20 protein-coding genes and 2 tRNA genes are annotated in these 22786 nt (G+C 66.4%); all 22 read left to right on the forward strand.

Features of this window, described 5'->3' with window-relative positions:
• Positions 1 to 183: 183 nt before the first annotated feature.
• Positions 184 to 268, forward strand: a tRNA-Leu gene (locus tag IQ458_RS08300).
• Between the two features lie 391 nt (positions 269 to 659).
• The gene (locus IQ458_RS08305) at positions 660 to 1016 is read left to right on the forward strand and encodes an NADH-quinone oxidoreductase subunit A (protein WP_183642358.1); all 357 of its coding nucleotides are present in this window, start codon (positions 660 to 662) and stop codon (positions 1014 to 1016) included.
• Positions 1007 to 1561 carry a NuoB/complex I 20 kDa subunit family protein gene (locus tag IQ458_RS08310; RefSeq protein WP_141453300.1) on the forward strand — a complete coding sequence of 185 codons (555 nt, stop codon included), beginning with the start codon at positions 1007 to 1009 and terminating at the stop codon, positions 1559 to 1561. Before IQ458_RS08305 ends, IQ458_RS08310 begins: the two co-directional genes overlap by 10 nt.
• A gap of 58 nt (positions 1562 to 1619) precedes the next feature.
• Positions 1620 to 2345 (forward strand): NADH-quinone oxidoreductase subunit C, encoded by a 726-nt coding sequence (locus tag IQ458_RS08315; RefSeq protein WP_141453299.1) that lies wholly within the window; start codon positions 1620 to 1622, stop codon positions 2343 to 2345.
• On the forward strand, positions 2345 to 3649 hold the full coding sequence (locus tag IQ458_RS08320) for an NADH-quinone oxidoreductase subunit D (protein ID WP_235996694.1): 1305 nt from the start codon (positions 2345 to 2347) through the stop codon (positions 3647 to 3649). Before IQ458_RS08315 ends, IQ458_RS08320 begins: the two co-directional genes overlap by 1 nt.
• Positions 3646 to 4173: an NADH-quinone oxidoreductase subunit NuoE gene (gene nuoE, locus IQ458_RS08325; RefSeq protein WP_183642352.1), complete on the forward strand. Its 528-nt coding sequence runs from the start codon at positions 3646 to 3648 to the stop codon at positions 4171 to 4173. Before IQ458_RS08320 ends, nuoE begins: the two co-directional genes overlap by 4 nt.
• Before the next feature lie 4 nt (positions 4174 to 4177).
• Entirely contained in the window at positions 4178 to 5542 is a 1365-nt protein-coding gene (gene nuoF / locus IQ458_RS08330; protein ID WP_141453296.1) for an NADH-quinone oxidoreductase subunit NuoF, read from the forward strand.
• Positions 5539 to 7773, forward strand: coding sequence for an NADH-quinone oxidoreductase subunit NuoG (gene nuoG, locus IQ458_RS08335; protein ID WP_203322509.1), 2235 nt, complete (start codon positions 5539 to 5541; stop codon positions 7771 to 7773). The genes nuoF and nuoG overlap by 4 nt, the downstream gene beginning before the upstream one ends.
• Positions 7770 to 8861, forward strand: a complete 1092-nt coding sequence (gene nuoH / locus IQ458_RS08340) for an NADH-quinone oxidoreductase subunit NuoH (RefSeq protein WP_203322510.1) — start codon at positions 7770 to 7772, stop codon at positions 8859 to 8861. The genes nuoG and nuoH overlap by 4 nt, the downstream gene beginning before the upstream one ends.
• A 4-nt stretch (positions 8862 to 8865) precedes the next feature.
• Positions 8866 to 9354: an NADH-quinone oxidoreductase subunit NuoI gene (gene nuoI, locus IQ458_RS08345; RefSeq protein WP_183642343.1), complete on the forward strand. Its 489-nt coding sequence runs from the start codon at positions 8866 to 8868 to the stop codon at positions 9352 to 9354.
• 10 nt (positions 9355 to 9364) lie between these two features.
• Positions 9365 to 10015 carry an NADH-quinone oxidoreductase subunit J gene (locus IQ458_RS08350; protein ID WP_183642340.1) on the forward strand — a complete coding sequence of 217 codons (651 nt, stop codon included), beginning with the start codon at positions 9365 to 9367 and terminating at the stop codon, positions 10013 to 10015.
• A complete protein-coding gene (gene nuoK / locus IQ458_RS08355; RefSeq protein WP_141453291.1) occupies positions 10012 to 10317 on the forward strand; it encodes an NADH-quinone oxidoreductase subunit NuoK in 306 nt (101 codons plus the stop codon). The genes IQ458_RS08350 and nuoK overlap by 4 nt, the downstream gene beginning before the upstream one ends.
• Before the next feature lie 7 nt (positions 10318 to 10324).
• Complete coding sequence (gene nuoL, locus IQ458_RS08360) at positions 10325 to 12541, forward strand: NADH-quinone oxidoreductase subunit L (RefSeq protein WP_425504659.1); 2217 nt, start codon at positions 10325 to 10327, stop codon at positions 12539 to 12541.
• 32 nt (positions 12542 to 12573) lie between these two features.
• Positions 12574 to 14085, forward strand: coding sequence for an NADH-quinone oxidoreductase subunit M (locus IQ458_RS08365; protein WP_183642337.1), 1512 nt, complete (start codon positions 12574 to 12576; stop codon positions 14083 to 14085).
• Positions 14086 to 14091: 6 nt separating this feature from the next.
• Positions 14092 to 15543 (forward strand): NADH-quinone oxidoreductase subunit NuoN, encoded by a 1452-nt coding sequence (gene nuoN / locus IQ458_RS08370; protein ID WP_183642334.1) that lies wholly within the window; start codon positions 14092 to 14094, stop codon positions 15541 to 15543.
• Positions 15544 to 15646: 103 nt separating this feature from the next.
• Positions 15647 to 15723 (forward strand) — tRNA-Met (locus IQ458_RS08375).
• A gap of 166 nt (positions 15724 to 15889) precedes the next feature.
• Positions 15890 to 16513, forward strand: a complete 624-nt coding sequence (rimP, locus tag IQ458_RS08380; protein WP_192197623.1) for a ribosome maturation factor RimP — start codon at positions 15890 to 15892, stop codon at positions 16511 to 16513.
• Positions 16514 to 16517: 4 nt separating this feature from the next.
• Positions 16518 to 18029 carry a transcription termination factor NusA gene (gene nusA, locus IQ458_RS08385; protein ID WP_183642328.1) on the forward strand — a complete coding sequence of 504 codons (1512 nt, stop codon included), beginning with the start codon at positions 16518 to 16520 and terminating at the stop codon, positions 18027 to 18029.
• 110 nt (positions 18030 to 18139) lie between these two features.
• Entirely contained in the window at positions 18140 to 20785 is a 2646-nt protein-coding gene (gene infB / locus IQ458_RS08390) for a translation initiation factor IF-2 (protein ID WP_183642325.1), read from the forward strand.
• 117 nt (positions 20786 to 20902) lie between these two features.
• On the forward strand, positions 20903 to 21274 hold the full coding sequence (gene rbfA, locus IQ458_RS08395) for a 30S ribosome-binding factor RbfA (protein ID WP_203322511.1): 372 nt from the start codon (positions 20903 to 20905) through the stop codon (positions 21272 to 21274).
• Positions 21275 to 21413: 139 nt separating this feature from the next.
• Positions 21414 to 22361 carry a tRNA pseudouridine(55) synthase TruB gene (gene truB / locus IQ458_RS08400; protein ID WP_203322512.1) on the forward strand — a complete coding sequence of 316 codons (948 nt, stop codon included), beginning with the start codon at positions 21414 to 21416 and terminating at the stop codon, positions 22359 to 22361.
• A gap of 147 nt (positions 22362 to 22508) precedes the next feature.
• Positions 22509 to 22769, forward strand: coding sequence for a 30S ribosomal protein S15 (gene rpsO / locus IQ458_RS08405; RefSeq protein ID WP_183642316.1), 261 nt, complete (start codon positions 22509 to 22511; stop codon positions 22767 to 22769).
• Positions 22770 to 22786 lie beyond the last annotated feature (17 nt).

Consider the following 22786-nt stretch of genomic DNA (forward strand, 5'->3'; position numbering starts at 1 on the left):
CCCGCGGCGCCCGCGACCCAGCCGCAGCCGGCCCCGACCACCGTGCCGGCCGCGCCGGCGCAGGCACCGGAAACCGGCAGCCAGCCGCAGCAGGCCCTGCCGCCGGTGGAAGCACCGTCACAGGGCGGTTGAACCGGGCTACAATACCGGCCCGCAATCGGTGACCGGTTGCAGAGTTTCAATGCCCAGGTGGCGGAATTGGTAGACGCACTACCTTGAGGTGGTAGCGGCGAAAGCTGTAGGGGTTCGAGTCCCCTCTTGGGCACCAATCGAAGCGGCGAACCGGCGACACGCCGGCCGGCCGCGGCAATGGAAAGCGAAGCCCGCGCAAGCGGGCTTTTCTTTTGTCCATGAAAAGCGCCGCGTACAGCTTCGTAAACGTTTACTAGTCAGTTCACTAACCGGTACAATTCCGCCGATCCATTCCAGGCCAGGTACGAACTGCGGAAGGGCCAGGATCGGATCGGTCACCGCCGCCTGCGGCGGGACACGGTGGATGCCGCGGCCGGGCCCGAGTCACCTCGACCGCTGCTCCTTGCGCACCCGCGCAAACCGCGCGTACCACGCGGTCCCACAGCGGAATGCAGTGCCCCACCAAGGCGACACGCTCCGGCGTGCAGGCCGGGAGCGGGGCAGGTAGGACAAGAAGAGAAACGCGAGTGCTGGCCAACTATCTGCCGACCCTGTTGTTCCTGATCGTCGCCACCGGCATCGGCATCGCGCTGATCCTGGCGGGACGCTTCCTCGGCCCCCGGCGCCCCGACGCCCAGAAGCTGTCGCCGTACGAATGCGGCTTCGAGGCCTTCGAAGACGCGCGCATGAAGTTCGACGTGCGCTATTACCTGATTGCCATCCAGTTCATCGTCTTCGACCTGGAAATCATTTTTATCGTCCCGTGGACCCTGGTCTTCCAGGAGCTCGGCGCCCGCGCACTGGTCACCATGGGCCTGTTCGTCGGCATGCTGTTCCTCGGCTTCATTTACGTTTGGAAGAAGGGAGCGCTCGAATGGGAGTGATCCAGACCCTCGATCGCCTGATGACCAACCCGATCCCGGAAGGGCGGGTGGACGACATCCTGCGGCCGGAAGGTGACAACCCGCTGCTGGAAAAGGGCTACGTGACCACCAGCGTCGACGCGCTGATGAACTGGGCGCGCACCGGCTCGATGTGGCCGATGACCTTCGGCCTGGCCTGCTGCGCGGTCGAGATGATGCACGCCGGCGCCTCGCGCCTGGACCTGGACCGCTACGGCGTGGTGTTCCGCCCGTCGCCGCGCCAGTCGGACGTGATGATCGTCGCCGGCACCCTGGTCAACAAGATGGCCCCGGCGCTGCGCAAGGTCTACGACCAGATGCCCGACCCCAAGTGGGTGATCTCGATGGGCAGCTGCGCCAATGGCGGTGGCTACTACCACTACTCGTATTCGGTGGTGCGCGGCTGCGACCGCATCGTGCCCGTCGACGTGTACGTGCCGGGCTGCCCGCCGACCGCCGAAGCGCTGGTCTACGGCATCCTGCAGTTGCAGAAGAAGATCTGGCGCACGCAGACCATCGCGCGCTGAGCGCGCCGGCCTGCTTCCCGTTCCACCCGTTTTCCTTTTCGAGAGCACGCTACGCCCCATGGCCGAGCAAGCTGCAAATTTCACCGACCGGTTGCGCGCGCGCTTCGCCGATGCGGTGATCACGGTTGCCGGAACCCGCGAAGAGGTCACCCTCGAGGTGCCGTCCGCGTCCTGGCATGAGGTCTGCCGCGCCCTGCGCGACGAGTTCGGATTCGAGCAGGCGGTCGACGTCTGCGGCGTCGACTATCTGGGCTACGGCAGCGCAGAGTGGGATACCTCGGACGTGTCGTCCGAAGGGTTCAGCCGTGGCGTCGAGGGCTTTGGCCCGGGCCGCTTCGACTGGGAACAGCGACCGCGCGGCGCCGGTCCCGAGCGCCGCTTCGCGGTGGTCCTGCACCTGCTGTCGTACCAGCACAACCAGCGCCTGCGCGTGCGCTGCTTCGCGCCGAACGATGATCTGCCGGTGGTGGCCTCGGTCACCGACCTGTGGCCGGGCGCCAACTGGTTCGAGCGCGAGGCGTTCGACCTGTACGGCATCGTGTTCGAAGGCCATCCGGATCTGCGCCGCATCCTGACCGACTACGGTTTCGTCGGCCATCCGTTCCGCAAGGACTTCCCGCTGATCGGCAACGTCGAAGTGCGCTACGACGAAGAGAAAAAGCGCGTGGTCTACGAGCCGGTCACCTCGGTCGAGCCGCGCGTCGGCGTGCCGCGCGTGATCCGCGACGACGCGCGCTACCAGACCGCGATCGGCGAAGCCGCCGCGGGCGAGGGCAGCAAGTGATGAGTACGCAACAGTCCCCCACCGCGTTTGCGAGCAATCCTGAAGAGTCCAAGCAGGAGATCCGCAACTACACGATGAACTTCGGCCCGCAGCATCCCGCGGCGCACGGTGTTCTCCGCCTGATCCTGGAAATGGACGGCGAAACCATCATGCGCGCCGACCCGCACGTCGGCCTGCTGCATCGTGGCACCGAGAAGCTGGCCGAGTCCAAGCCGTTCAACCAGTCGATCGGTTACATGGATCGCCTGGACTACGTGTCGATGATGTGCAACGAGCACGCCTACGTGCGCGCCATCGAAATCCTGATGGGGATCGAGGCGCCGGAACGCGCGCAGTACATCCGCACGATGTTCGACGAGATCACCCGCATCCTGAACCATCTGATGTGGATCGGATCCAACGCGCTCGACCTGGGTGCGATGGCGGTGATGCTGTACGCCTTCCGCGAGCGCGAGGAGCTGATGGACTGCTACGAGGCGGTCAGCGGCGCGCGCATGCACGCGACCTACTACCGCCCGGGCGGTGTCTACCGCGACCTGCCAGACCGGATGCCGAAGTATAAGGAATCGCCCTGGCGCAAGGGCCAGGCGCTGAAGCGCCTGAACAACGCGCGCGACGGGTCGATGCTGGACTTCCTGGAAGACTTCACCCGCGAGTTCCCCAAGCGCGTCGACGAGTACGAAACCCTGCTCACCGACAACCGCATCTGGAAGCAGCGCACCGTCGGGATCGGCGTGATCAGCCCGGAACAGGCCCGCGCCTGGGGCATGACCGGCGTGATGCTGCGCGGTTCGGGCATCGCCTGGGATCTGCGCAAGAAGCAGCCGTACGCCAAGTACGACGCGGTGGATTTCGACATCCCGCTGGGCGTGGAAGGCGACTGCTACGACCGTTACCTGGTCCGCGTGGCCGAGATGCGCGAATCCAACCGCATCATCGCCCAGTGCGTGAATTGGCTGAAGGCCAATCCCGGCCCGGTGATGGTCAAGAACTTCAAGGTCGCCCCTCCCTCGCGCGAGGAGATGAAGGACGACATGGAAGCGCTGATCCATCACTTCAAGCTGTTCAGCGAAGGCTACTGCGTGCCGGCCGGCGAGACCTACTCGGCGGTGGAAGCGCCCAAGGGCGAATTCGGCTGCTACCTGGTGTCCGACGGCGCCAACAAGCCGTTCCGGGTGAAGCTGCGCGCGCCGGGCTTCGCCCATCTTTCTTCCATGGATGCCATCGTCCGCGGCCACATGCTGCCGGACGTGGTCGCCATGATTGGTACTTACGATCTGGTTTTCGGTGAGGTGGACCGATGAGGGCCACAGGCAATTTCGAGGCGACGCAGAACGTCGATCCCCTGGTGGCGCTGAGCGACAAGACGCGCGCGCATATCGATCATTGGCTGACCAAGTTCCCGCCCGACCGCAAGCGCTCGGCGGTGCTGCAGGGTCTGCACGCCGCGCAGGAGCAGAACGGCGGCTGGCTGAGCGACGAGCTGATCGCAGCGGTCGCCAAGTACCTGGACATCCCGCCGGTGTGGGCCTACGAGGTCGCCAGCTTCTACTCGATGTTCGAGACCGAGAAGGTGGGCCGCAACAACGTCGCCTTCTGCACCAACATCAGCTGCTGGCTCAACGGCGCCGAGGATCTGGTCAAGCACGCCGAGAAGAAGCTCGGCTGCAAGCTGGGCGAATCCACCGCCGATGGCCGGGTGTTCCTGAAGCGGGAAGAAGAATGCGTCGCCGCCTGCTGCGGCGCGCCGGTGGTCGTGATCAACGGCCATTACCACGAGAAGCTGACGCCGGCCAAGGTCGACGAATTGCTGGACGGGCTGGAGTAAGCGCATGGCACATCATCCGCACACATCCGAAGGTTACGGCCCGGTGGGCCCGGCGCCGAAGGAGCACCAGGTCGTCTACACCACGCTGCATTTCGACAAGCCGTGGTCGTACGAGAACTACCTGAAGACCGGCGGCTACAGCGCGCTGCGCAAGATCCTCGAAGAGAAGATCCCGCCGGCCGACGTGGTCGAGATGGTCAAGCAGTCCGGCCTGCGCGGCCGCGGCGGCGCGGGCTTCCCGACCGGCCTGAAGTGGAGCTTCATGCCCAAGGGCGACATGCAGAAGTACATCCTCTGCAACTCCGACGAATCGGAGCCGGGCACCGCCAAGGATCGCGACATCCTGCGCTTCAATCCGCACGCGGTCATCGAGGGCATGGCGATCGCCTGCTACGCCACCGGTTCCACCGTGGGCTACAACTACCTGCGCGGCGAGTTCCACCACGAGCCGTTCGAGCACCTGGAAGAGGCCACCGCCGAAGCCTACAAGCACGGCTGGCTGGGCAAGAACATCCTGGGCTCCGGCATCGACATCGACATCTTCAACGCGCTGGGCGCGGGTGCCTACATCTGCGGCGAAGAGACCGCGCTGATGGAGTCGCTGGAAGGCAAGAAGGGCCAGCCGCGCTTCAAGCCGCCGTTCCCGGCCAACTTCGGCCTGTACGGCAAGCCGACCACCATCAACAACACCGAGACCTACGCCTCGGTGCCGGCAATCATCCGCAACGGCGCGGAGTGGTTCCTCAACCTGGGCAAGCCCAACAACGGCGGTCCGAAGATCTTCTCGGTCTCCGGCCATGTCGCGCGTCCTGGCAACTACGAGATCCGCCTGGGCACGCCGTTCGCCGAACTGCTGGAAATGGCCGGCGGCATCCGCAACGGCCACAAGATCAAGGCGGTGATTCCGGGTGGTTCCTCGATGCCGGTACTGCCGGGCGAGACCATGATGGGCCTGACCATGGACTACGACAGCATCCAGAAGGCGGGTTCCGGCCTGGGTTCGGGCGCGGTCGTGGTGATGGACGAGACCGCCTGCATGGTGCGCGCCTGCCAGCGCATCGCGCGTTTCTACTTCAAGGAAAGCTGCGGCCAGTGCACGCCGTGCCGCGAAGGCACCGGCTGGATGTACCGCATGCTGACCCGCATCGCCGAACAGAAGGCGACCCTGGACGACCTGCACATGCTGAAGGCCGCCGCCGGCCAGATCGAGGGCCATACCATCTGCGCCTTCGGCGAAGCCGCGGCGTGGCCGGTGCAGGGTTTCCTGCGCCACTTCTGGCACGAATTCGAGTACGCGATCGTCAACAAGCGTTTCCTGGTCGACGACCAGCGCGCCGGCACGGTCATTGAAGGCAAGGTGGCCGCATGAGTGCGCAGCCCGTCAACCCGAACCTCCCGCCCGACCACGTCACCGTCTTCATCGACGGTGTCGAGATGGCCGCGCCGAAGGGTTCGATGATCATCCAGGCCGCGGACAAGGCCGGGATTCCGATTCCGCGCTTCTGCTACCACGAGAAGTTGCCGATCGCGGCCAACTGCCGCATGTGCCTGGTCGACGTCGAGAAGATGCCCAAGCCGGCGCCGGCCTGCGCCACGCCGGTCATGGACGGCATGAAGATCCAGACCCGCAGCGAGAAGGCGCTGAAGTCGCAGCGCAACGTGATGGAGTTCCTGCTGATCAACCATCCGCTCGACTGCCCGATCTGCGATCAGGGTGGCGAGTGCGAACTGCAGGATCTGTCGCTGGGCTACGGCCGCTCCGTGAGCCGCTTCCAGGAGCGCAAGCGCGTGGTGCCCGACGAGGACATCGGCCCGCTGGTCGCCACCGAGATGACCCGCTGCATCCAGTGCACGCGTTGCGTGCGCTTCACCGCGGATGTCGCCGGTACCTACGAACTGGGCGGCATGTACCGCGGCGAGAACCTGCAGATCGGCACTTATGACGGCAAGCCGCTGACCACCGAAATCTCCGGCAACGTCATCGACGTCTGCCCGGTGGGCGCGCTGACCAACAAGGTGTTCCAGTTCCGCGCCCGTCCGTGGGAATTGATTGCGCGCGAATCCGTCGGTTACCACGACGCGATGGGTTCCAGCCTGTTCGTGCATTCTCGCCGAGGCCAGGTGCTGCGCACCGTGCCGCGCGAGAACGAGGCGGTCAACGAATGCTGGCTGTCGGATCGTGATCGCTATTCGCACCAGGGCCTGTACAGCGACGACCGCGCGGTCAAGCCGTTGCAGAAGGTCAATGGTGAGTGGCGCGAAGTGTCCTGGTCCGAGGGCCTGGCCGCCGCCGCCGAGATCCTGCGCGGCAACGCCGGCGACGAACTGGGCGTGCTGGTGCATCCGGCGACCTCGAACGAGGAGGGTGGATTGCTCGCGAAGCTGGCCGCCGGCCTCGGCAGCGGCAACGTCGATCACCGCATCAACAACCGCGACTTCTCCGATGGCGCCGTGGCCGAACCGTTCGCGCTGCCGATGGCGGATATCGAAAAGGCCGACGTCATCGTGCTGTTCGGCACCAACATCCGCCACGAGTTGCCGCTGCTGCACCAGCGCATCCGCAAGGCCCAGCGCAAGGGCGCCAGGGTGCACGTGGTCAACCCGGTCGACTTCGACTTCGCGTTCGGCATCGCCGGCAAGCACATCGTGCCGCCGTCGCAGCTGGCCGGCGCGCTCAACGAAGCCGCCCTGCGCGAGGCCGCCAAGGCCGGCAACCATGCCGTGCTGATTGTCGGCGGCATCGCCGAGAACCATCCGCAGGCTTCGGCGCTGCGCCAGGCCGCCGGCGAATTCGCCGCCGCCACCGGCGCCTCGTTGTGCCGCATCCCGCAGGGCGCCAACGCGGTGGGTCTGGCCCGCCACGGCGTGCTGCCGTCGCGCCGCGACGTGGCCGGCATGTTCGCCGAGCCGCGCAAGGCCTACGTCATCTATGGTATCGAGCCGGGCCTGGACTTCGCCGATACGCCGGCCGCCGCGCGCGCGCTGTCGTCGGCCAAGGTGGTGGCGTTCAGCCACTTCGCCTGCAAGTCCACCCGCGACGTCGCCGACGTGATCCTGCCGATTGGCGCGCTGCCGGAAATCGAAGCCACCCTGACCAACCTGGACGGCACCGACCAGCGTACCCAGGCCGCCGGCAAGCTGCCGGGCGAGGCCCGCGAGGGTTGGCGCGTGCTGCGCGCGCTGGGCGGCGAGCTGCAGTTGCCGTCGTTCGAATTCACCGATCTGGCCGGCGTGCGCGCCGCCATCGCCGGCAACGCGCCGGTGACCATCGCGCGTTCGGCGGCGTCCGCCGCGGCGGGCGAGGGCCTGGAACTGGCGGTCACCGCGGGGATTTACCGCACCGACGGCACGGTCCGGCGGGCCGAGGCATTGCAGGCGCATCCGCTCAACACGGGCGCGCGCATCGTGCTGAATCCCGCCGACGCGCAGTCGAGCGGCGTGGCCGAAGGCGCGATGGCCAAGATCGGTTCGGCCAACGGCACCGCGACCCTGCCGGTGGTGGTGGATGCCCGCGTGGCCAAGGGCAGCGCGTGGATTGAGAGCGGCTACGGCGCGACCGCGCCGCTGGGCGCCGGACGTGTCACGGTGGTGAGCGCATGAACGAGCTGTTGATCAATGCCGTCGGACCGCTCCGCGAGTGGTTCTTCGCGCTGGGCGACATCGGTGTCGCGTTGTGGATCGTGCTGAAGATCCTGGTGATCGCCGTGCCGGTGATCATCGCGGTGGCCTTCTACGTGGTCTGGGAACGCAAGCTGATCGGCTGGATGCACGTCCGCCACGGACCGATGTACGTGGGCATGGGCATCTTCCAGGCCTTCGCCGACGTGTTCAAACTGCTGTTCAAGGAAATCATCCAGCCCAGCAGCGCGCAGAAGGCTATGTACATCATCGCCCCGCTGATCACGCTGGCGCCGGCGTTCGCCGCCTGGGCGGTGGTGCCGTTCGACGCCAAGCTGGTGCTGTCCAACGCCAACGCGGGCCTGCTGTACCTGCTGGCGATGACCTCGCTGGGCGTGTACGGCATCATCATCGCCGGCTGGGCGTCCAACTCGAAGTACGCGTTCCTGGGCGCGATGCGCTCGGCCGCGCAGGTGGTCAGCTACGAAATCGCGATGGGCTTCGCCCTGGTCGGCGTGCTGATCGCCGCCGGCAGCCTGAACCTGAGCGACATCGTGATGGCGCAGGCCGGCAACAATGGCTTCTTCGAATGGTTCTGGTTGCCGCTGTTCCCGCTGTTCATCGTGTACTGGGTGTCCGGCGTCGCCGAAACCAACCGCTCGCCGTTCGACGTGGTGGAAGGCGAATCGGAAATCGTCGCCGGCCACATGGTCGAGTATTCGGGCGCGGCGTTCGCGCTGTTCTTCCTGGCCGAATACGCCAACATGATCCTGGTCAGTTTCCTGGTGGCGCTGTTCTTCCTGGGCGGCTGGCTCAGCCCGCTGCAGGGCTGGATCACCGCGGACGTGTCGCCCTGGGTCAACTGGATCTGGACCGGCGGCTGGCCGTGGCTGCTGCTGAAGGTGCTGTTCTTCGCCAGCGCCTACATCTGGTTCCGCGCGAGCTTCCCGCGCTACCGCTACGACCAGATCATGCGGCTGGGCTGGAAGGTGTTCATTCCGCTGACCATCGCGTGGATCGCGGTGACGGCGGTGATGGTGTTCTTTGGCGCGTTCGAGAAGGGTGTCTGACGCAATGAACAAGGTCATCCATTACTTCAAGAGCCTGATGCTGCTCGAGTTGCTGGGCGGACTGTGGCTGACGCTGAAATACGCGTTCAAGCCCAAGTACACCGTGATGTATCCGATGGAGAAGTTCCCGCAGTCGCCGCGCTTCCGCGGCCTGCACGCGCTGCGCCGCTATCCCAACGGGGAAGAGCGCTGCATCGCCTGCAAGCTGTGCGAGGCGGTCTGCCCGGCGCTGGCCATCACCATCGACTCGGCCCCGCGCGAGGACGGCACCCGCCGCACCACCCGCTACGACATCGACCTGTTCAAGTGCATCTTCTGCGGCTTCTGCGAGGAAAGCTGCCCGGTGGACTCGATCGTGGAGACGCACGTGCTGGAGTACCACTTCGACAAGCGCGGCCAGAACATCGTCACCAAGCCGCAGTTGCTGGCGCTGGGCGATCGGCTGGAAGCCGAAATCGCCGAGCGTCGCGCCGCCGACGCCGCATTCCGCTGAGGTCCAAGAGATGGATTGGGTAAATATCGCTTTCTGGATCTTCGCCGCCATGGCGGCGGTCGCCGCCGGCGCGGTGATCAGCGTGCGCAACCCGGTGCACGCCGTGCTGTGCCTCATCCTGACCTTCTTCTCGGTGGCCTGCATCTGGCTGCTGGTCGGGGCCGAGTTCCTCGGCGTGGCGCTGATCCTCGTCTACGTGGGCGCGGTGATGGTGCTGTTCCTGTTCGTGGTGATGATGCTGGACATCGACGTCGCCAAGATGCGCGAGGGCTGGGTGAAGTTCCTTCCGGTCGGCGTGGTGGTCGCGGTCGCCATGCTGGTGCAGATGCTGACCCTGATCGGGGTCAAGGCGCGCACCGCCGCCGCGTTCCCGGACAACGCCGCCGCCGCCGCGGCCGACGTGTCCAACACCGCCTGGCTGGCGCGCAGCCTGTTCACCGAATTCCTGCTGCCGTTCGAATTCGCCGCGGTGATCCTGACCGTGGCCGTGGTCGCCGCGGTGATGCTGACCCTGCGCCGTCGCGCGGGCGCCAAGCACCAGGATCCGTCCGAGCAGTCGCGGGTCAAGGCCGGCGATCGCATCCGCATGGTCAAGATGGCGGCCGAGAAGCCGGTCCGCGCATCCGCCGATGAAGCCGCCGAAGGGGAGGGCAAGGCATGATTACCCTGGGTCATCTGTTGGCGCTGGGCGCGGTGCTGTTCTGCATCAGCCTGGCCGGCATCTTCCTCAACCGCAAGAACGTCATCGTGCTGCTGATGTCCATCGAGCTGATGCTGCTGTCGGTGAACATCAACTTCGTCGCCTTCTCCCGCGAACTGGGCGACGCCGCCGGCCAGATCTTCGTGTTCTTCATCCTGACCGTGGCCGCCGCCGAGGCCGCCATCGGCCTGGCGATCCTGGTCACCCTGTTCCGCACCCGGCGCACGATCAACGTCGCCGAAGTCGACACGCTCAAAGGCTGATGCACCCATGACAGGTCTGGAAGTCGCTATTTCCAAGAACGTGCTGCTGGCCATCGTGCTGGCGCCGCTGCTGGGCAGCATCATCGCCGGGCTATTCGGCCGCCAGGTCGGCCGTGCCGGCTCGCACGTCGTCACCATCCTGGGCGTGGCCGTCAGCTGCGCGCTGTCGGGCTGGGTGCTGTACCAGCTGGTCGGGCAGGGCGCTTCGCCGTTCAACCAGAACGTCTACACCTTCTTCGAGGTGGGCAACTACAGCGCGCATGTCGGTTTCATGATCGACAAGCTGACCGCGATGATGATGGTCGTGGTCACCTTCGTCTCGCTGCTGGTGCACATCTACACCATCGGCTACATGGCCGAGGATCCGGGCTACCAGCGCTTCTTCAGCTACATCTCGCTGTTCACCTTCAGCATGCTGATGCTGGTGATGAGCAACAACTTCCTGCAGCTGTTCTTCGGCTGGGAAGCGGTGGGCCTGGTGTCGTACCTGCTGATCGGCTTCTGGTTCAAGCGCCCGTCTGCGATCTTCGCCAACCTCAAGGCGTTCCTGGTCAACCGCGTGGGCGACTTCGGCTTCCTGCTGGGCATCGCCGCGGTTCTGTTCATGTTCGGCACCCTGGACTACGCCACCGTGTTCGCCAACGCGCCGATGCTGGCGGGCAAGGCGATTCCGGTATGGTCCGGCGCCATCACGATGTTCGGCCAGACATGGCAGGTGCTGGACCAGCCGGTGATCTGGTCGATGGCCACCCTGATCTGCATCTGCCTGTTCATTGGCGCGATGGGCAAGTCGGCGCAGGTGCCGCTGCATGTCTGGCTGCCGGATTCGATGGAAGGCCCGACCCCGATCTCGGCGCTGATCCACGCGGCGACGATGGTGACCGCCGGCATCTTCATGGTCGCCCGCATGTCGCCGCTGTTCGAACTGTCGCAGACCGCGCTGGACTTCGTGCTGTTCATCGGCGCCACCACCGCGTTCTTCACCGGCCTGATCGGCATCGTGCAGAACGACATCAAGCGCGTGGTCGCTTACTCCACCCTGTCGCAGCTCGGCTACATGACCGTGGCGCTGGGCGTGTCGGCCTATTCGGCGGCGGTGTTCCACCTGATGACCCACGCCTTCTTCAAGGCGCTGCTGTTCCTGGCGGCCGGCTCGGTCATCATCGGCATGCACCACGAGCAGGACATGCGCAAGATGGGCGGCCTGCGCAAGTACATGCCGATCACCTGGATCACCAGCCTGATCGGTACCCTGGCGCTGGTGGGCACGCCGTTCCTGTCCGGCTTCTATTCCAAGGACACCATCATCGAGGCGGCCAAGCACCACCAGGAGCAGGCCGGCGAGTTCGCGCACAAGGTGGCCGAACTGGGCACGATGGCGCAGGGCATCAGCGGCCCCAGCGAATGGGTCGCCAACTACGGCTACTGGGCGGTGCTGCTGGGCGTATTCGTCACCAGCTTCTACAGCTTCCGCCTGCTGTACCTGACCTTCCACGGCAAGGAGCGCTTCCGCGAGGCCCATGCCGATCACGGCCATGACGATCACCACGCCGATGCGCATCACGACGATCATCATGGCGACGATCACGGCCACCACGGCGCGCACGAGCCGCACGAATCCCCGTGGGTGGTGACGGTTCCTCTGATCCTGCTGGCGATCCCGTCGATCCTGGTCGGTTACTTCACCATCGGTCCGATGCTGTTCGGCACCGACTGGAGCGGCCACCACGAGCAGTTGCCGTTCTTCCTGGGCGCGATCGATTTCATCAACCCGGCCGCGGACACCGTGGGCCAGCTGAAGGAAACCTTCCACGGTCCGTGGGAGTTCGCCCTGCATGGCATCAAGGCCGCGCCGTTCTGGCTGACCCTGGCCGGCTTCGTCCTGGCGACCCTGCTGTACATCGTGGCGCCGCCGAGCGTGCCGGAGCGGATGCGCAACAGCCCGATCGGCGCGTTCCTGGCCAACATCCTGGACAAGAAGTACTGGGCCGACCATCTGTGGATCGGCGGCCTGGCCGGCGGCGGCATCAAGCTCGGCAAGGCTTCGCGTGCGATCGACACCCATCTGATCGATGGCGTGGCCGTCAACGGCAGCGCCCGCGTCGTGGACCTGGCCGCCAACCTGTTGCGCCGTACCCAGTCGGGTTTCCTCTACCACTACGCCTTCGCGATGATCCTCGGCCTGATTGCACTGCTGGCCGTGCTCATCCGGTTCTGGCAATGACCGCCCTGGCGCTGAACTAACGGATACCACTCGTGTCGAACTGGCCTTTGCTTAGCATTCTGATCTGGCTGCCGATTCTCGGCGGCGCGCTGGTCCTCGCCCTGGGCAACCGTCGCGCCAGTGCCGCCCGCTGGGTGGCATTGGGCGTGGCGCTGCTGACTTTCCTGGCGAGCCTGCCGCTGCTGACCGGCTTCGACTTCGCCAATCCCGGCATGCAGTTCGCCGAGAAGCGCGCGTGGGTGCCGGCGTTCAACATCTGGTACGCGCTGGGCGTCGACGGCATCTCGGTCGCGCTGATCGTGCTGACCACGCTGACCACCGTGCTGGCGCTGATCGGCGCGTGGTCGTCGGTGGAGAAGCGGGTCAGCCAGTACGTGGCGGCGTTCCTGTTCCTGGAAGGCCTGATGATCGGCGTGTTCTGCGCGCTGGACGCCATCCTGTTCTATGTCTTCTTCGAAGGCATGCTGATCCCGATGTTCCTGATCATCGGCGTGTGGGGCGGCCCGCGCCGCATCTACGCCTCGATCAAGTTCTTCCTGTACACCTTCCTCGGGTCGGTGTTCATGCTGATCGGCCTGATCTACCTGTACCTGAAGGGCGGCAGCTTCCAGCTGGCGGACCTGTACACGCTGCCGCTGAACGCCAAGGAGCAGACCTGGCTGTTCTTCGCCTTCCTGATCGCCTTCGCGGTCAAGGTGCCGATGTTCCCGGTCCATACCTGGTTGCCGGACGCGCACGTGGAGGCGCCGACCGCCGGTTCGGTGATCCTGGCGGCGATCATGCTGAAGATCGGCGGCTACGGCTTCCTGCGCTTCACCCTGCCGATCGTGCCGGATGCCGGCTTCGAGTGGGCCTGGCTGGTGATCCTGCTGTCGCTGATCGGCGTGGTCTACGTCGGCCTGGTGGCGCTGGTGCAGGACGACATGAAGAAGCTGATCGCGTATTCGTCGGTCTCGCACATGGGCTTCGTCACCCTGGGCATCTTCATCGCCTTCGGCCTGGTCCGCGACTACGGCAACCTGGACGGCGCCCGCCTGGGCCTGCAGGGCGCGATGGTGCAGATGATTTCGCACGGCTTCGTCTCCGGCGCGATGTTCTCCTGCGTCGGCGTGCTGTACGACCGCATGCATACCCGCATGATCAAGGACTACGGCGGCGTCGCCAACGTGATGCCCTGGTTCGCGGTGTTCTTCGTGCTGTTCGGCATGGCCAACTCGGGCCTGCCGGGCACCAGCGGTTTCGTCGGCGAGTTCATGGTGATCGTGGCCAGCTTCCAGAAGCATCCGCTGATCGCGCTGCTCGCCGCGCTGACCCTGATCATCGGCGCCGCCTACACGCTGTGGCTGATCAAGCGGGTGATGTACGGCGAAGTGGCCAATTCGCACGTGGCCGAGCTCAAGGACATCAACGGCCGCGAGGCGCTGGTGCTGGGCGTGTTCGCCATCGGCGTGCTGGTGCTGGGCGTGTATCCCAAGCCGCTGGTTGACCTGATGGAACCGTCGATTGCGAACCTGGCGATGCAGCTCGCCAACAGCAAGCTGTAAGGAAGAATGATGACCACGTCGATGCTCCCCACCGCCGCCGACCTGCTGCCGCTGCTGCCGGAAGTCGTGCTGATCGCAGGCGCCTTCGCGTTGCTGATGCTGGACCTGTTCCTGAGTGACCGCCAGCGGGTGATCACCCACCTGCTGGCCCTGGCCACGCTGGCGGTCTCGTTCTTCATGATCCTCGGCGACGTCGGTGGCAGCGGGGCCGTGTTCAACGGCATGTTCGTCCGCGACGTGATGGCCAATGTCACCAAGCTGGCGATCCTGCTGGTCAGCGGACTGTCGCTGGTCTACGCCTGGCCGTACCTGCGCGAGCGCAAGCTGTATCCGGGCGAAGTGCCGGTGCTGGTGATGCTGGCGACCGCCGGCATGATGATGATGGTGTCGGCCGGCAGCCTGGTGATGGTCTACCTGGGCCTGGAGCTGCTGGCGCTGTGCTCGTACGCGCTGGTCGCGCTGAATCGCGAGGACGGCCTGTCGGCGGAAGCGGCGATGAAGTACATCGTGCTGGGTTCGCTGGCCTCGGGCCTGCTGCTGTACGGCATGTCGCTGGTCTACGGCGCCACCGGCACGCTCCACCTGGACGGCATCCATGCCGCCATCGCGGGTGCCACCGATCGCACCCTGCTGCTGACCGGCGTGGTGTTCATGGTCGCCGGCGTGGCCTTCAAGCTGGGCGCGGCGCCGTTCCACATGTGGCTGCCGGACGTCTACCAGGGCGCGCCGACCCCGATCACGCTGTTCATCAGCTCCGGTCCCAAGCTGGCCGCGTTCGGCATGGCCTACCGCCTGCTGGAAAGCGGCGTCGGTCCGGTCAACGAACAGTGGCAGTGGCTGCTGGCCGGCCTGGCCGCGGCATCGCTGGTGATCGGCAACCTGATCGCCATCGCCCAGACCAACCTCAAGCGCATGCTGGCGTACTCCACCGTCTCGCACGTGGGCTTCCTGCTGGTCGGCTTCGCCGGCGGCGGCGCGACCGGCTACTCGGCGGCGCTGTTCTACGCGATCAGCTACGCGCTCATGTCCGCGGCGGCGTTCGGCGCCATCGTGGTGCTGTCGCGGCAGGGTTTCGAGGCCGACAAGATCGACGACTTCAAGGGCCTGAACGCCCGCAACCCCTGGCAGGCCGGACTGGTGCTGTGCGTGATGGCCTCGCTGGCCGGCGTGCCGCCGTTCCTCGGCTTCTGGGCCAAGCTGGTGGTGCTGGGCGCCGCGTTGAAGGGCGGTTTCACCTGGCTGGCGATCCTGGGCGTGGTCTGCGCGGTGATCGGCGCGTTCTACTACCTGCGCGTCATCAAGGTCATGTACTTCGACGAGCCGGTGGGCGAGCGCCAGCCGGCGCGTCAGGACCGGGTGGTGCCGGTGGTGTTCGGGGTGAACGCGCTGGCGCTGCTGGTGCTGGGCATCTTCTGGAACCCGATCATGGCGTGGTGCCAGCAGGCGTTCGCCGGCTGAACCGTTTCACCTCCGTCGGCCGATGTTTTTCGGGCGACGGATAGTTTTTGTTGATGGGAAGGCTTGCAAGAATCCACGGAAGCCTTCATAATTCCGCTTCTGCTGCGGGGTGGAGCAGTCTGGCAGCTCGTCGGGCTCATAACCCGAAGGTCGCAGGTTCAAATCCTGCCCCCGCTACCAAGCTTTGCGGTCGCGGAAGTCATCAAGACTTCCACGTCCGAAGCTCGGGCTCGTGAAAGCGCATGCTTCCGCTTTCACACCGAAATCCAGCGTTATCGGACAAGGGGCCCACCGGGCCCCTTGTCGTTTTCTGCAACCAGACTTTACCTGGCAAAAAGGTCATTCCGTGAGCGACAAGGCCACTCAAATCTCGGAACTCCTGGCCCCCACCGTGCAGGCGCTCGGGCTCGAGCTGCTGGGCATCGAGTATCTGCCCGCGCCCGGCGGCGCCACCGTGCGGCTGTACATCGACGTGCAGGAAGCCGAGCGCGACAGCCGCTTCGTCAACATCGACGACTGCGAGGCGGTCAGCCGCGAGGTATCGGCGCAACTGGACGTCGAGGACCCGATTTCCGGCAACTACACCCTGGAAGTGTCTTCCCCGGGCGTCGACCGGCCCCTGTTCACCCTGGCGCAGTTCGCGCGCCACCAGGGCGAGAGCGCCAAGGTGGTGCTGAAGCTGCCCCAGGACGGGCGTCGCCGCCTGCAGGGGGAAATCACCCGGGTCGAGGACGGGCAGATCGTTTTCACCGTCGACGGCGCGGCGTTGTCCGTGGCGTTCGATAATATTGACAAGGCCAGGCTGGTCCCCGATTGGGCGGCCCTGGGCCTGGCCCCCGAAAAACCCAAGGGTGGCGGCCGCAAGGCCGGTACCGCTGGCGGAGCCGCAGCCGGCAAGAAGGGCGCGGCGAAGCAGGAATCCAAGCAACAACCCAACAAGCCGGCGGCTCGCAAGCCGCGTGCGGAGTGAACTGATGAGTAAGGAACTTTTGCTGGTGGTGGATGCGGTCGCCAACGAGAAAGGCGTGCCGCGCGAGGTGATCTTCGATGCCATCGAAGCCGCGCTGGCGTCCGCCGCCAAGAAGCGCTACCTGGATCAGGACGTGTCGGTGCGCGTTTCGATTGATCACAAGGACGGCAGCTACGAAACCTTCCGCCGCTGGGAAGTGGTGGCCGACGACGTGGTGATGGAATCGCCGGATCGCCAGCTCCGCCTGATGGACGCCGTGGACGAAGCCGAGGGCGTCGAGGTCGGCGACTGGATCGAGGAACAGATCGAGAACCCGGACTTCGGGCGCATCGCCGCGCAGGCCGCCAAGCAGGTGATCGTGCAGCGCGTGCGCGAAGCCGAGCGCCAGCAGGTGGTGGATGCGTGGAAGGACCGCGTCGGCGAACTGGTCACCGGCGTGGTCAAGCGCGCCGAGCGCGGCAACATCTACGTGGACCTGGGCGGCAACGCCGAAGCCTTCATCCCGAAGGACAAGGGCATCCCGCGCGACGTGCTGCGCGCCGGCGACCGCGTGCGCGGTTACCTGTACGACGTGCGTTCCGAGCCCCGCGGCCCGCAGCTGTTCATCAGCCGCGCCGCGCCGGAATTCATGATCGAGCTGTTCAAGCTGGAAGTGCCGGAAGTGGGCCAGGGCCTGGTCGAGATCAAGGCCTGCGCGCGTGATCCGGGCGACCGCGCCAAGATCGCGGTGCTGGCGCACGACAGCCGCACCGATCCCATCGGCGCCTGCATCGGCATGCGCGGTTCGCGCGTGCAGGCGGTGTCGAACGAGCTCAACGGCGAGCGCGTGGACATCGTGCTGTGGAACGACAACCCGGCCACCTTCGTCATCAACGCGATGGCGCCGGCCGAGGTGCAGTCGATCATCGTCGACGAGGAAAAGCACTCGATGGACCTGGCGGTGGCCGAGGACCGGCTGGCCCAGGCCATCGGCAAGGGCGGCCAGAACGTGCGCCTGGCCAGCCGCCTGACCGGCTGGCAGCTCAACGTCATGACCCAGGACCAGGTCGCCGCCAAGTCCGAGGCCGAGCAGGCCGTGGCCCGCCAGCTGTTCATGGACAAGCTGGAGGTGGACGAGGAAATCGCCGCCATCCTGGTCAGCGAGGGCTTCAGCACGGTCGAGGAAATCGCCTACGTGCCGGTCGGCGAGCTGCTGGCCGTGGAAGGCTTCGACGAGGACATCGTCGAGGAACTGCGGGCCCGCGCCCGCGACGCCCTGCTGAACGAGGCCCTGGCCGAGGAGGAGGGCCTGGAGGAGAACCAGCCCGCCGACGACCTGCTGGCACTGGAAGGCATGGACGAGGAAACCGCCTACGCGCTGGCCGCGCATGGCGTCCGTACCAGCGAGGACCTGTCGGACCTGGCCGCCGACGAAGTGGTGGAATTTGGCATCGAAGGGATGGACGAGGGACGCGCCGCGGCGCTGATCCTGGCCGCCCGAGCCGAGGAGATCGCCCGCCTGGAGCGCGGCGAATGATCCACCGATGAGCACCGCCCTGGCACCCGCAGGGCTTAGAATCCCCAACCTTGAAATGGGGCGCTCCTTCGCTGACGGCAGAGGGGCGCTACAAAGAAACTAGGATCCGAATGTCGCAGCAAACCACCATCCGCAAGCTGGCTGAACTGGTCAATACGCCGGTCGAGAAACTGCTGGAACAGCTGGCCGAGGCCGGCATGAAGTTCAGCGGTCCCGACCAGGTCGTGACCAGCACCGAGAAGATGAAGCTGCTCGGCTTCCTGCGCCGTACCCACGGCAAGACCGAGAAGCCGGCGGACGAGACCGCCGCGCCGAAGAAGATCACCCTGAATCGCCGCAAGGTGCAGGAAGTGACCGTCGCCGCCGGCCGCAGCAAGACCACGGTGAACGTGGAAGTGCGCCAGAAGCGCACCTACGTGAAGCCGAACGAGGCCGACGCGCCCGTCGTCGCGACCACCTCGCAGACGGAGACCAATCCCGAGCGCGCCGAGATCCTGCGCAAGCTGGAGGAATCCAAGCAGCGCAACCTGCAGGAACAGCAACGCCTGGCCGAGGACGATCGTCGCCGTGCCGAGGAACTCGAGCGCAAGCGCAAGGAAGAGGAAGCCGCCCGCGCGGCCGCCGAAGCCGTCGCGCGCGCCGAGGCCGAAGCCAACGCCGCCAATGCCGGCGAAGCTTCCGGCGAGGAGCGTCCCGCGCGTGCCGGTGGACACCACGTGCCCAAGCAGGTGGTGCGCAAGGATCCGCCGCGCGTCGACGACCGCAACGGCGCCGCCGCGGCGGCGAACAAGCACAAGACCCGCGGCTCGCACGCGATGGTCAGCGGCATCGAGGACGACGACGCGGCCAGCCGCTTCGCCGGCCAGCTGCACCTGTCCGCCGCCGAGCGCGCACGCCGCACCACCTCGCGCGGCAAACCCAAGCCGCGCCGGCAGATGGAACAGAGCCGTGGCGGTGGCGGCGGCGCGCATGGCTTCGAGCGCCCGACCGCGCCGGTCGTGCGCGAGGTCGCCATCGGTGAAACCATCACCGTGGCCGACCTGGCGCAGAAACTGGCCCTGAAGGGCGGCGACGTGGTGAAGGCGATGTTCAAGATGGGCGTGATGGCGACCATCACCCAGACCATCGATCACGACACCGCCGCGCTGGTGACCGAGGAACTGGGCCACAAGGCAATCCGCGCCGAGAGCAACGACGCCGAGAGCGAACTGCTGGCCCACACCGAGGAGCACCAGGGCGACAAGGTCTCGCGTCCGCCGGTGGTCACCATCATGGGCCACGTCGACCACGGCAAGACCTCGCTGCTGGACTACATCCGCCGCACCAAGGTCGCCACCGGCGAAGCCGGCGGCATCACCCAGCACATCGGTGCATACCACGTGGAAACGCCGAAGGGCGTCATCAGCTTCCTGGATACCCCCGGCCACGCCGCGTTCACCGCGATGCGTGCCCGCGGCGCCAAGCTGACCGACATCGTGGTACTGGTGGTGGCGGCCGACGACGGCGTCATGCCGCAGACCAAGGAAGCCATCCAGCACGCCAAGGCGGCCAAGGTGCCGCTGATCGTCGCGGTCAACAAGATCGACAAGTCCGACGCCGATCCGATGCGGGTCAAGAACGAACTGCTGGCCGAGGAAGTGGTCGCCGAGGATTTCGGCGGCGACACCCAGATGGTCGAGATTTCCGCCAAGACCGGCCAGGGCATCGACGAATTGCTGGACGCGATTTCGCTGCAGGCCGAAGTGCTCGAACTGAAGGCCGTGCAGGACGGCCGCGCCAGCGGCGTGGTCATCGAATCCTCGCTGGACAAGGGCCGCGGCCCGGTCGCGACGGTGCTGGTGCAGCAGGGCACCCTGAAGAAGGGCGATTACCTGGTGTGCGGCATCCAATACGGCCGCGTGCGCGCGCTGTTCGACGAGACCGGCGGCCAGCCGGCCTCGGCCGGCCCGTCGATTCCGGTGCAGGTGCTGGGCCTGTCGGGCGTGCCCGACGCCGGCGACGATTTCGTGGTGGTCGAGGACGAGCGCCTGGCCAAGGACGTGGCGCAGCAGCGCGACGCCAAGCGCCGCGAATCGCGCCTGGTCAAGCAGGCCGGCAACCGCATGGAGGACATCCTGGCGCAGATGGGCCAGGGCGAAGGCCAGCAGGTGCTGAACCTGGTGATCAAGGCCGACGTGCAGGGTTCGGTGGAAGCGCTGAAGCAGTCGCTGGTCGGCCTGTCCAACGAGCTGATCCGCATCAACGTGATCACCGCCGGCGTCGGTGGCATCACCGAATCCGACGCCAACGCCGCGGTCACCGCCAAGGCGACGGTCATCGGCTTCAACGTGCGTGCCGACGCGTCCGCACGCCGCATCATCGAGGCCAACGGCGTCGACCTGCGCTACTTCTCGATCATCTATGACGTGATCGACCAGGTGAAGCAGGTGGCTTCGGGCCTGCTGGGCAAGGAAATCCGCGAAGAGATCATCGGCACCGCCGAGGTCCGCGACGTGTTCCGCAGCTCCAAGTTCGGCGCGGTCGCCGGCTGCATGGTCGTGGAGGGCGTGGTCAAGCGCAACAAGCCGATCCGCGTGCTGCGCGACAGCACCGTCATCTTCGAAGGCGAACTGGAATCGCTGCGCCGCTTCAAGGAAAACGTGGACGAAGTCCGCAACGGCACCGAATGCGGCATCGGCGTGAAGGCGTACAACGACATCAAGCCGGGCGACCAGATCGAGTGCTTCGAGCGCATCGAGGTGGCGCGGACGCTGTAAGCGTCCGCCGGGATTGGGGATTCGGGATTGGAGATTCGTCAAACCATTCCCCGGATTCCCCGATCCGCCCCAATTGCTCCTGCGAATCCCCAATCCCGAATCCCCGATCCCGTCTCAATGCCCAGCAAATCCTTCCACCGTACCGACCGCATCTCCGCACAGCTCCGCCGCGAGCTGGGCACGCTGGTGCACGAGGCCGTCCGCGAGTACGGGCTGCCGTCGGTGAGCGTGTCCGATGTCGAGGTCACCCGCGACATGGCGCACGCGCAGGTCTACGTGACGGCGTTGCTGCCGGAGCGTTCGGCGGATGCGATCAAGGGGTTGCGTGAACTGGCGCGCGAGCTGCGCATGGAGCTGGCCCGCCGGGTCAAGCTGCGCCACGTGCCGGAACTGCATTTCCACTACGACGATTCGGTGGATCGCGGCGAGCGCATCGACCAGCTGCTGCGCGACCTGCCGGAACACGGTTCCGGCGGCGAGCAGGGCTGATGGCCGGTCCCGGCGCGCACCGCGCCGGCGCCATTTTTCGTTGATACTGGGGGGCCTGGCCCCGCCGACCATCGTGCCGTCGCGGCCGCCATGCAGACGCCGGCCGTGCCCGATGACTCTGAAAGGAACCCGGAGAGGGATGCCCCCGAAGATTCGCTTCCGTCCGCTGGATGGGCTGCTGCTGCTGGACAAGCCGCAGGGCCTCAGCTCCAACGCCGCCCTGCAGGCCGCGCGGCGCCTGTTCCGCGCGGAGAAGGGCGGGCACACCGGCAGCCTGGACCCGCTCGCCACCGGACTGCTGCCGCTGTGTTTCGGCGAGGCCACCAAGATCGCCGGCCTGCTGCTGGGCTCGCGCAAGGCCTACGAGACCACCGCGGTGCTGGGCGTGACCACCGACACTGACGACGCCGACGGCGCGGTCCTGCGCGAACGGCCGGTGCCGACGCTGGCCCCCGCCGATCTGGAGACCGCCCTGGCACCGCTGCGCGGGTCGATCCGCCAGCGCGCGCCCATCTACTCGGCGCTCAAGCAGGGCGGCGAGCCGTTGTACGCCAAGGCCCGCCGGGGCGAAGCCATCGAGGCGCCCGAGCGCGAGGTCGAGGTCCACGCCATCGAGGTGCTGGCCGCCGAAGGCGACCGGATCCGGCTGCGGGTCGAGTGCGGTTCCGGCACCTATGTGCGCAGCCTGGTGCGCGACCTGGGCGAGGCGCTGGGCTGCGGCGCCCACGTCGCCGAGCTGCGCCGGCTATGGGTCGAGCCGTTCCTGGCCCCGCGCATGTACACCCTGGAGGCGCTGGATGCGCTGGCCGGGACGGGGGAGGCGGCGCTGCTGGGCGCCCTGCTACCGGTCGAGGCCGGCCTGGCCGGATTCCCCCGGCGCGACCTGGACGCCGACGGCGCGCGCCGTTTCGGCATGGGCCAGCGCCTGCGCGGGCAGGGTGAACCGGCGGAAATGGTGGCCGTGCACGGGCCCGAGGGACGTGTGCTGGGCCTGGGCAGCGTCGACGGCGAGGGGCTGCTGGTCCCCCAGCGTCTGTTCAGCTGGGCGGTCCGCAATGCTCCGTCGGCGGCGCGGCCCAAACATTAAAACCTTGTTTCAAAAGGCCTCGGCGGCTACACTACGCCGCCGGTTTTGTCCGGCATTTCCTTTCGTTCACGGCGAGCCACGCGGTGCACCGGTCTACTCCGGTATCTCCCGGCGTTCCTGCAGGCTTCGCATCTCCAGAGAAACCACATGTCCATCGATACCCAGAAGATCATTGAAGAAAACAAGCGCGGCGCTGCCGACACCGGTTCGCCGGAAGTGCAGGTCGCCCTGCTGACCGCCCGCATCGAGCAGCTCAGCGGCCACTTCAAGGTCCACAAGAAGGATCACCACAGCCGTCGCGGCCTGCTGCAGCTGGTCAACCGCCGCCGCAGCCTGCTCGACTATCTGAAGAAGAAAGACAACGAGCGCTACAAGAGCCTGATCGAAAAGCTCGGCCTGCGTCGTTGATGCAATACCCCGCCGCG

Source organism: Pseudoxanthomonas beigongshangi (assembly GCF_016820515.1).
In the GTDB taxonomy this organism is placed as follows: Bacteria; Pseudomonadota; Gammaproteobacteria; order Xanthomonadales; family Xanthomonadaceae; genus Pseudoxanthomonas_A; species Pseudoxanthomonas_A beigongshangi.

What these genes read in the sequence shown, in the direction of transcription:
- IQ458_RS08310 (WP_141453300.1), top strand. Translation starts at nt 1,007, where the DNA reads ATGGGAGTGATCCAGACCCTCGATCGCCTGATGACCAACCCGATCCCG.
- IQ458_RS08315 (WP_141453299.1), top strand. Translation starts at nt 1,620, where the DNA reads ATGGCCGAGCAAGCTGCAAATTTCACCGACCGGTTGCGCGCGCGCTTC.
- IQ458_RS08320 (WP_235996694.1), top strand. Translation starts at nt 2,345, where the DNA reads ATGAGTACGCAACAGTCCCCCACCGCGTTTGCGAGCAATCCTGAAGAG.
- nuoE (WP_183642352.1), top strand. Translation starts at nt 3,646, where the DNA reads ATGAGGGCCACAGGCAATTTCGAGGCGACGCAGAACGTCGATCCCCTG.
- nuoF (WP_141453296.1), top strand. Translation starts at nt 4,178, where the DNA reads ATGGCACATCATCCGCACACATCCGAAGGTTACGGCCCGGTGGGCCCG.
- nuoG (WP_203322509.1), top strand. Translation starts at nt 5,539, where the DNA reads ATGAGTGCGCAGCCCGTCAACCCGAACCTCCCGCCCGACCACGTCACC.
- nuoH (WP_203322510.1), top strand. Translation starts at nt 7,770, where the DNA reads ATGAACGAGCTGTTGATCAATGCCGTCGGACCGCTCCGCGAGTGGTTC.
- nuoI (WP_183642343.1), top strand. Translation starts at nt 8,866, where the DNA reads ATGAACAAGGTCATCCATTACTTCAAGAGCCTGATGCTGCTCGAGTTG.
- IQ458_RS08350 (WP_183642340.1), top strand. Translation starts at nt 9,365, where the DNA reads ATGGATTGGGTAAATATCGCTTTCTGGATCTTCGCCGCCATGGCGGCG.
- nuoK (WP_141453291.1), top strand. Translation starts at nt 10,012, where the DNA reads ATGATTACCCTGGGTCATCTGTTGGCGCTGGGCGCGGTGCTGTTCTGC.
- nuoL (WP_425504659.1), top strand. Translation starts at nt 10,325, where the DNA reads ATGACAGGTCTGGAAGTCGCTATTTCCAAGAACGTGCTGCTGGCCATC.
- nuoN (WP_183642334.1), top strand. Translation starts at nt 14,092, where the DNA reads ATGATGACCACGTCGATGCTCCCCACCGCCGCCGACCTGCTGCCGCTG.
- nusA (WP_183642328.1), top strand. Translation starts at nt 16,518, where the DNA reads ATGAGTAAGGAACTTTTGCTGGTGGTGGATGCGGTCGCCAACGAGAAA.
- infB (WP_183642325.1), top strand. Translation starts at nt 18,140, where the DNA reads ATGTCGCAGCAAACCACCATCCGCAAGCTGGCTGAACTGGTCAATACG.
- rbfA (WP_203322511.1), top strand. Translation starts at nt 20,903, where the DNA reads ATGCCCAGCAAATCCTTCCACCGTACCGACCGCATCTCCGCACAGCTC.
- truB (WP_203322512.1), top strand. Translation starts at nt 21,414, where the DNA reads ATGCCCCCGAAGATTCGCTTCCGTCCGCTGGATGGGCTGCTGCTGCTG.
- rpsO (WP_183642316.1), top strand. Translation starts at nt 22,509, where the DNA reads ATGTCCATCGATACCCAGAAGATCATTGAAGAAAACAAGCGCGGCGCT.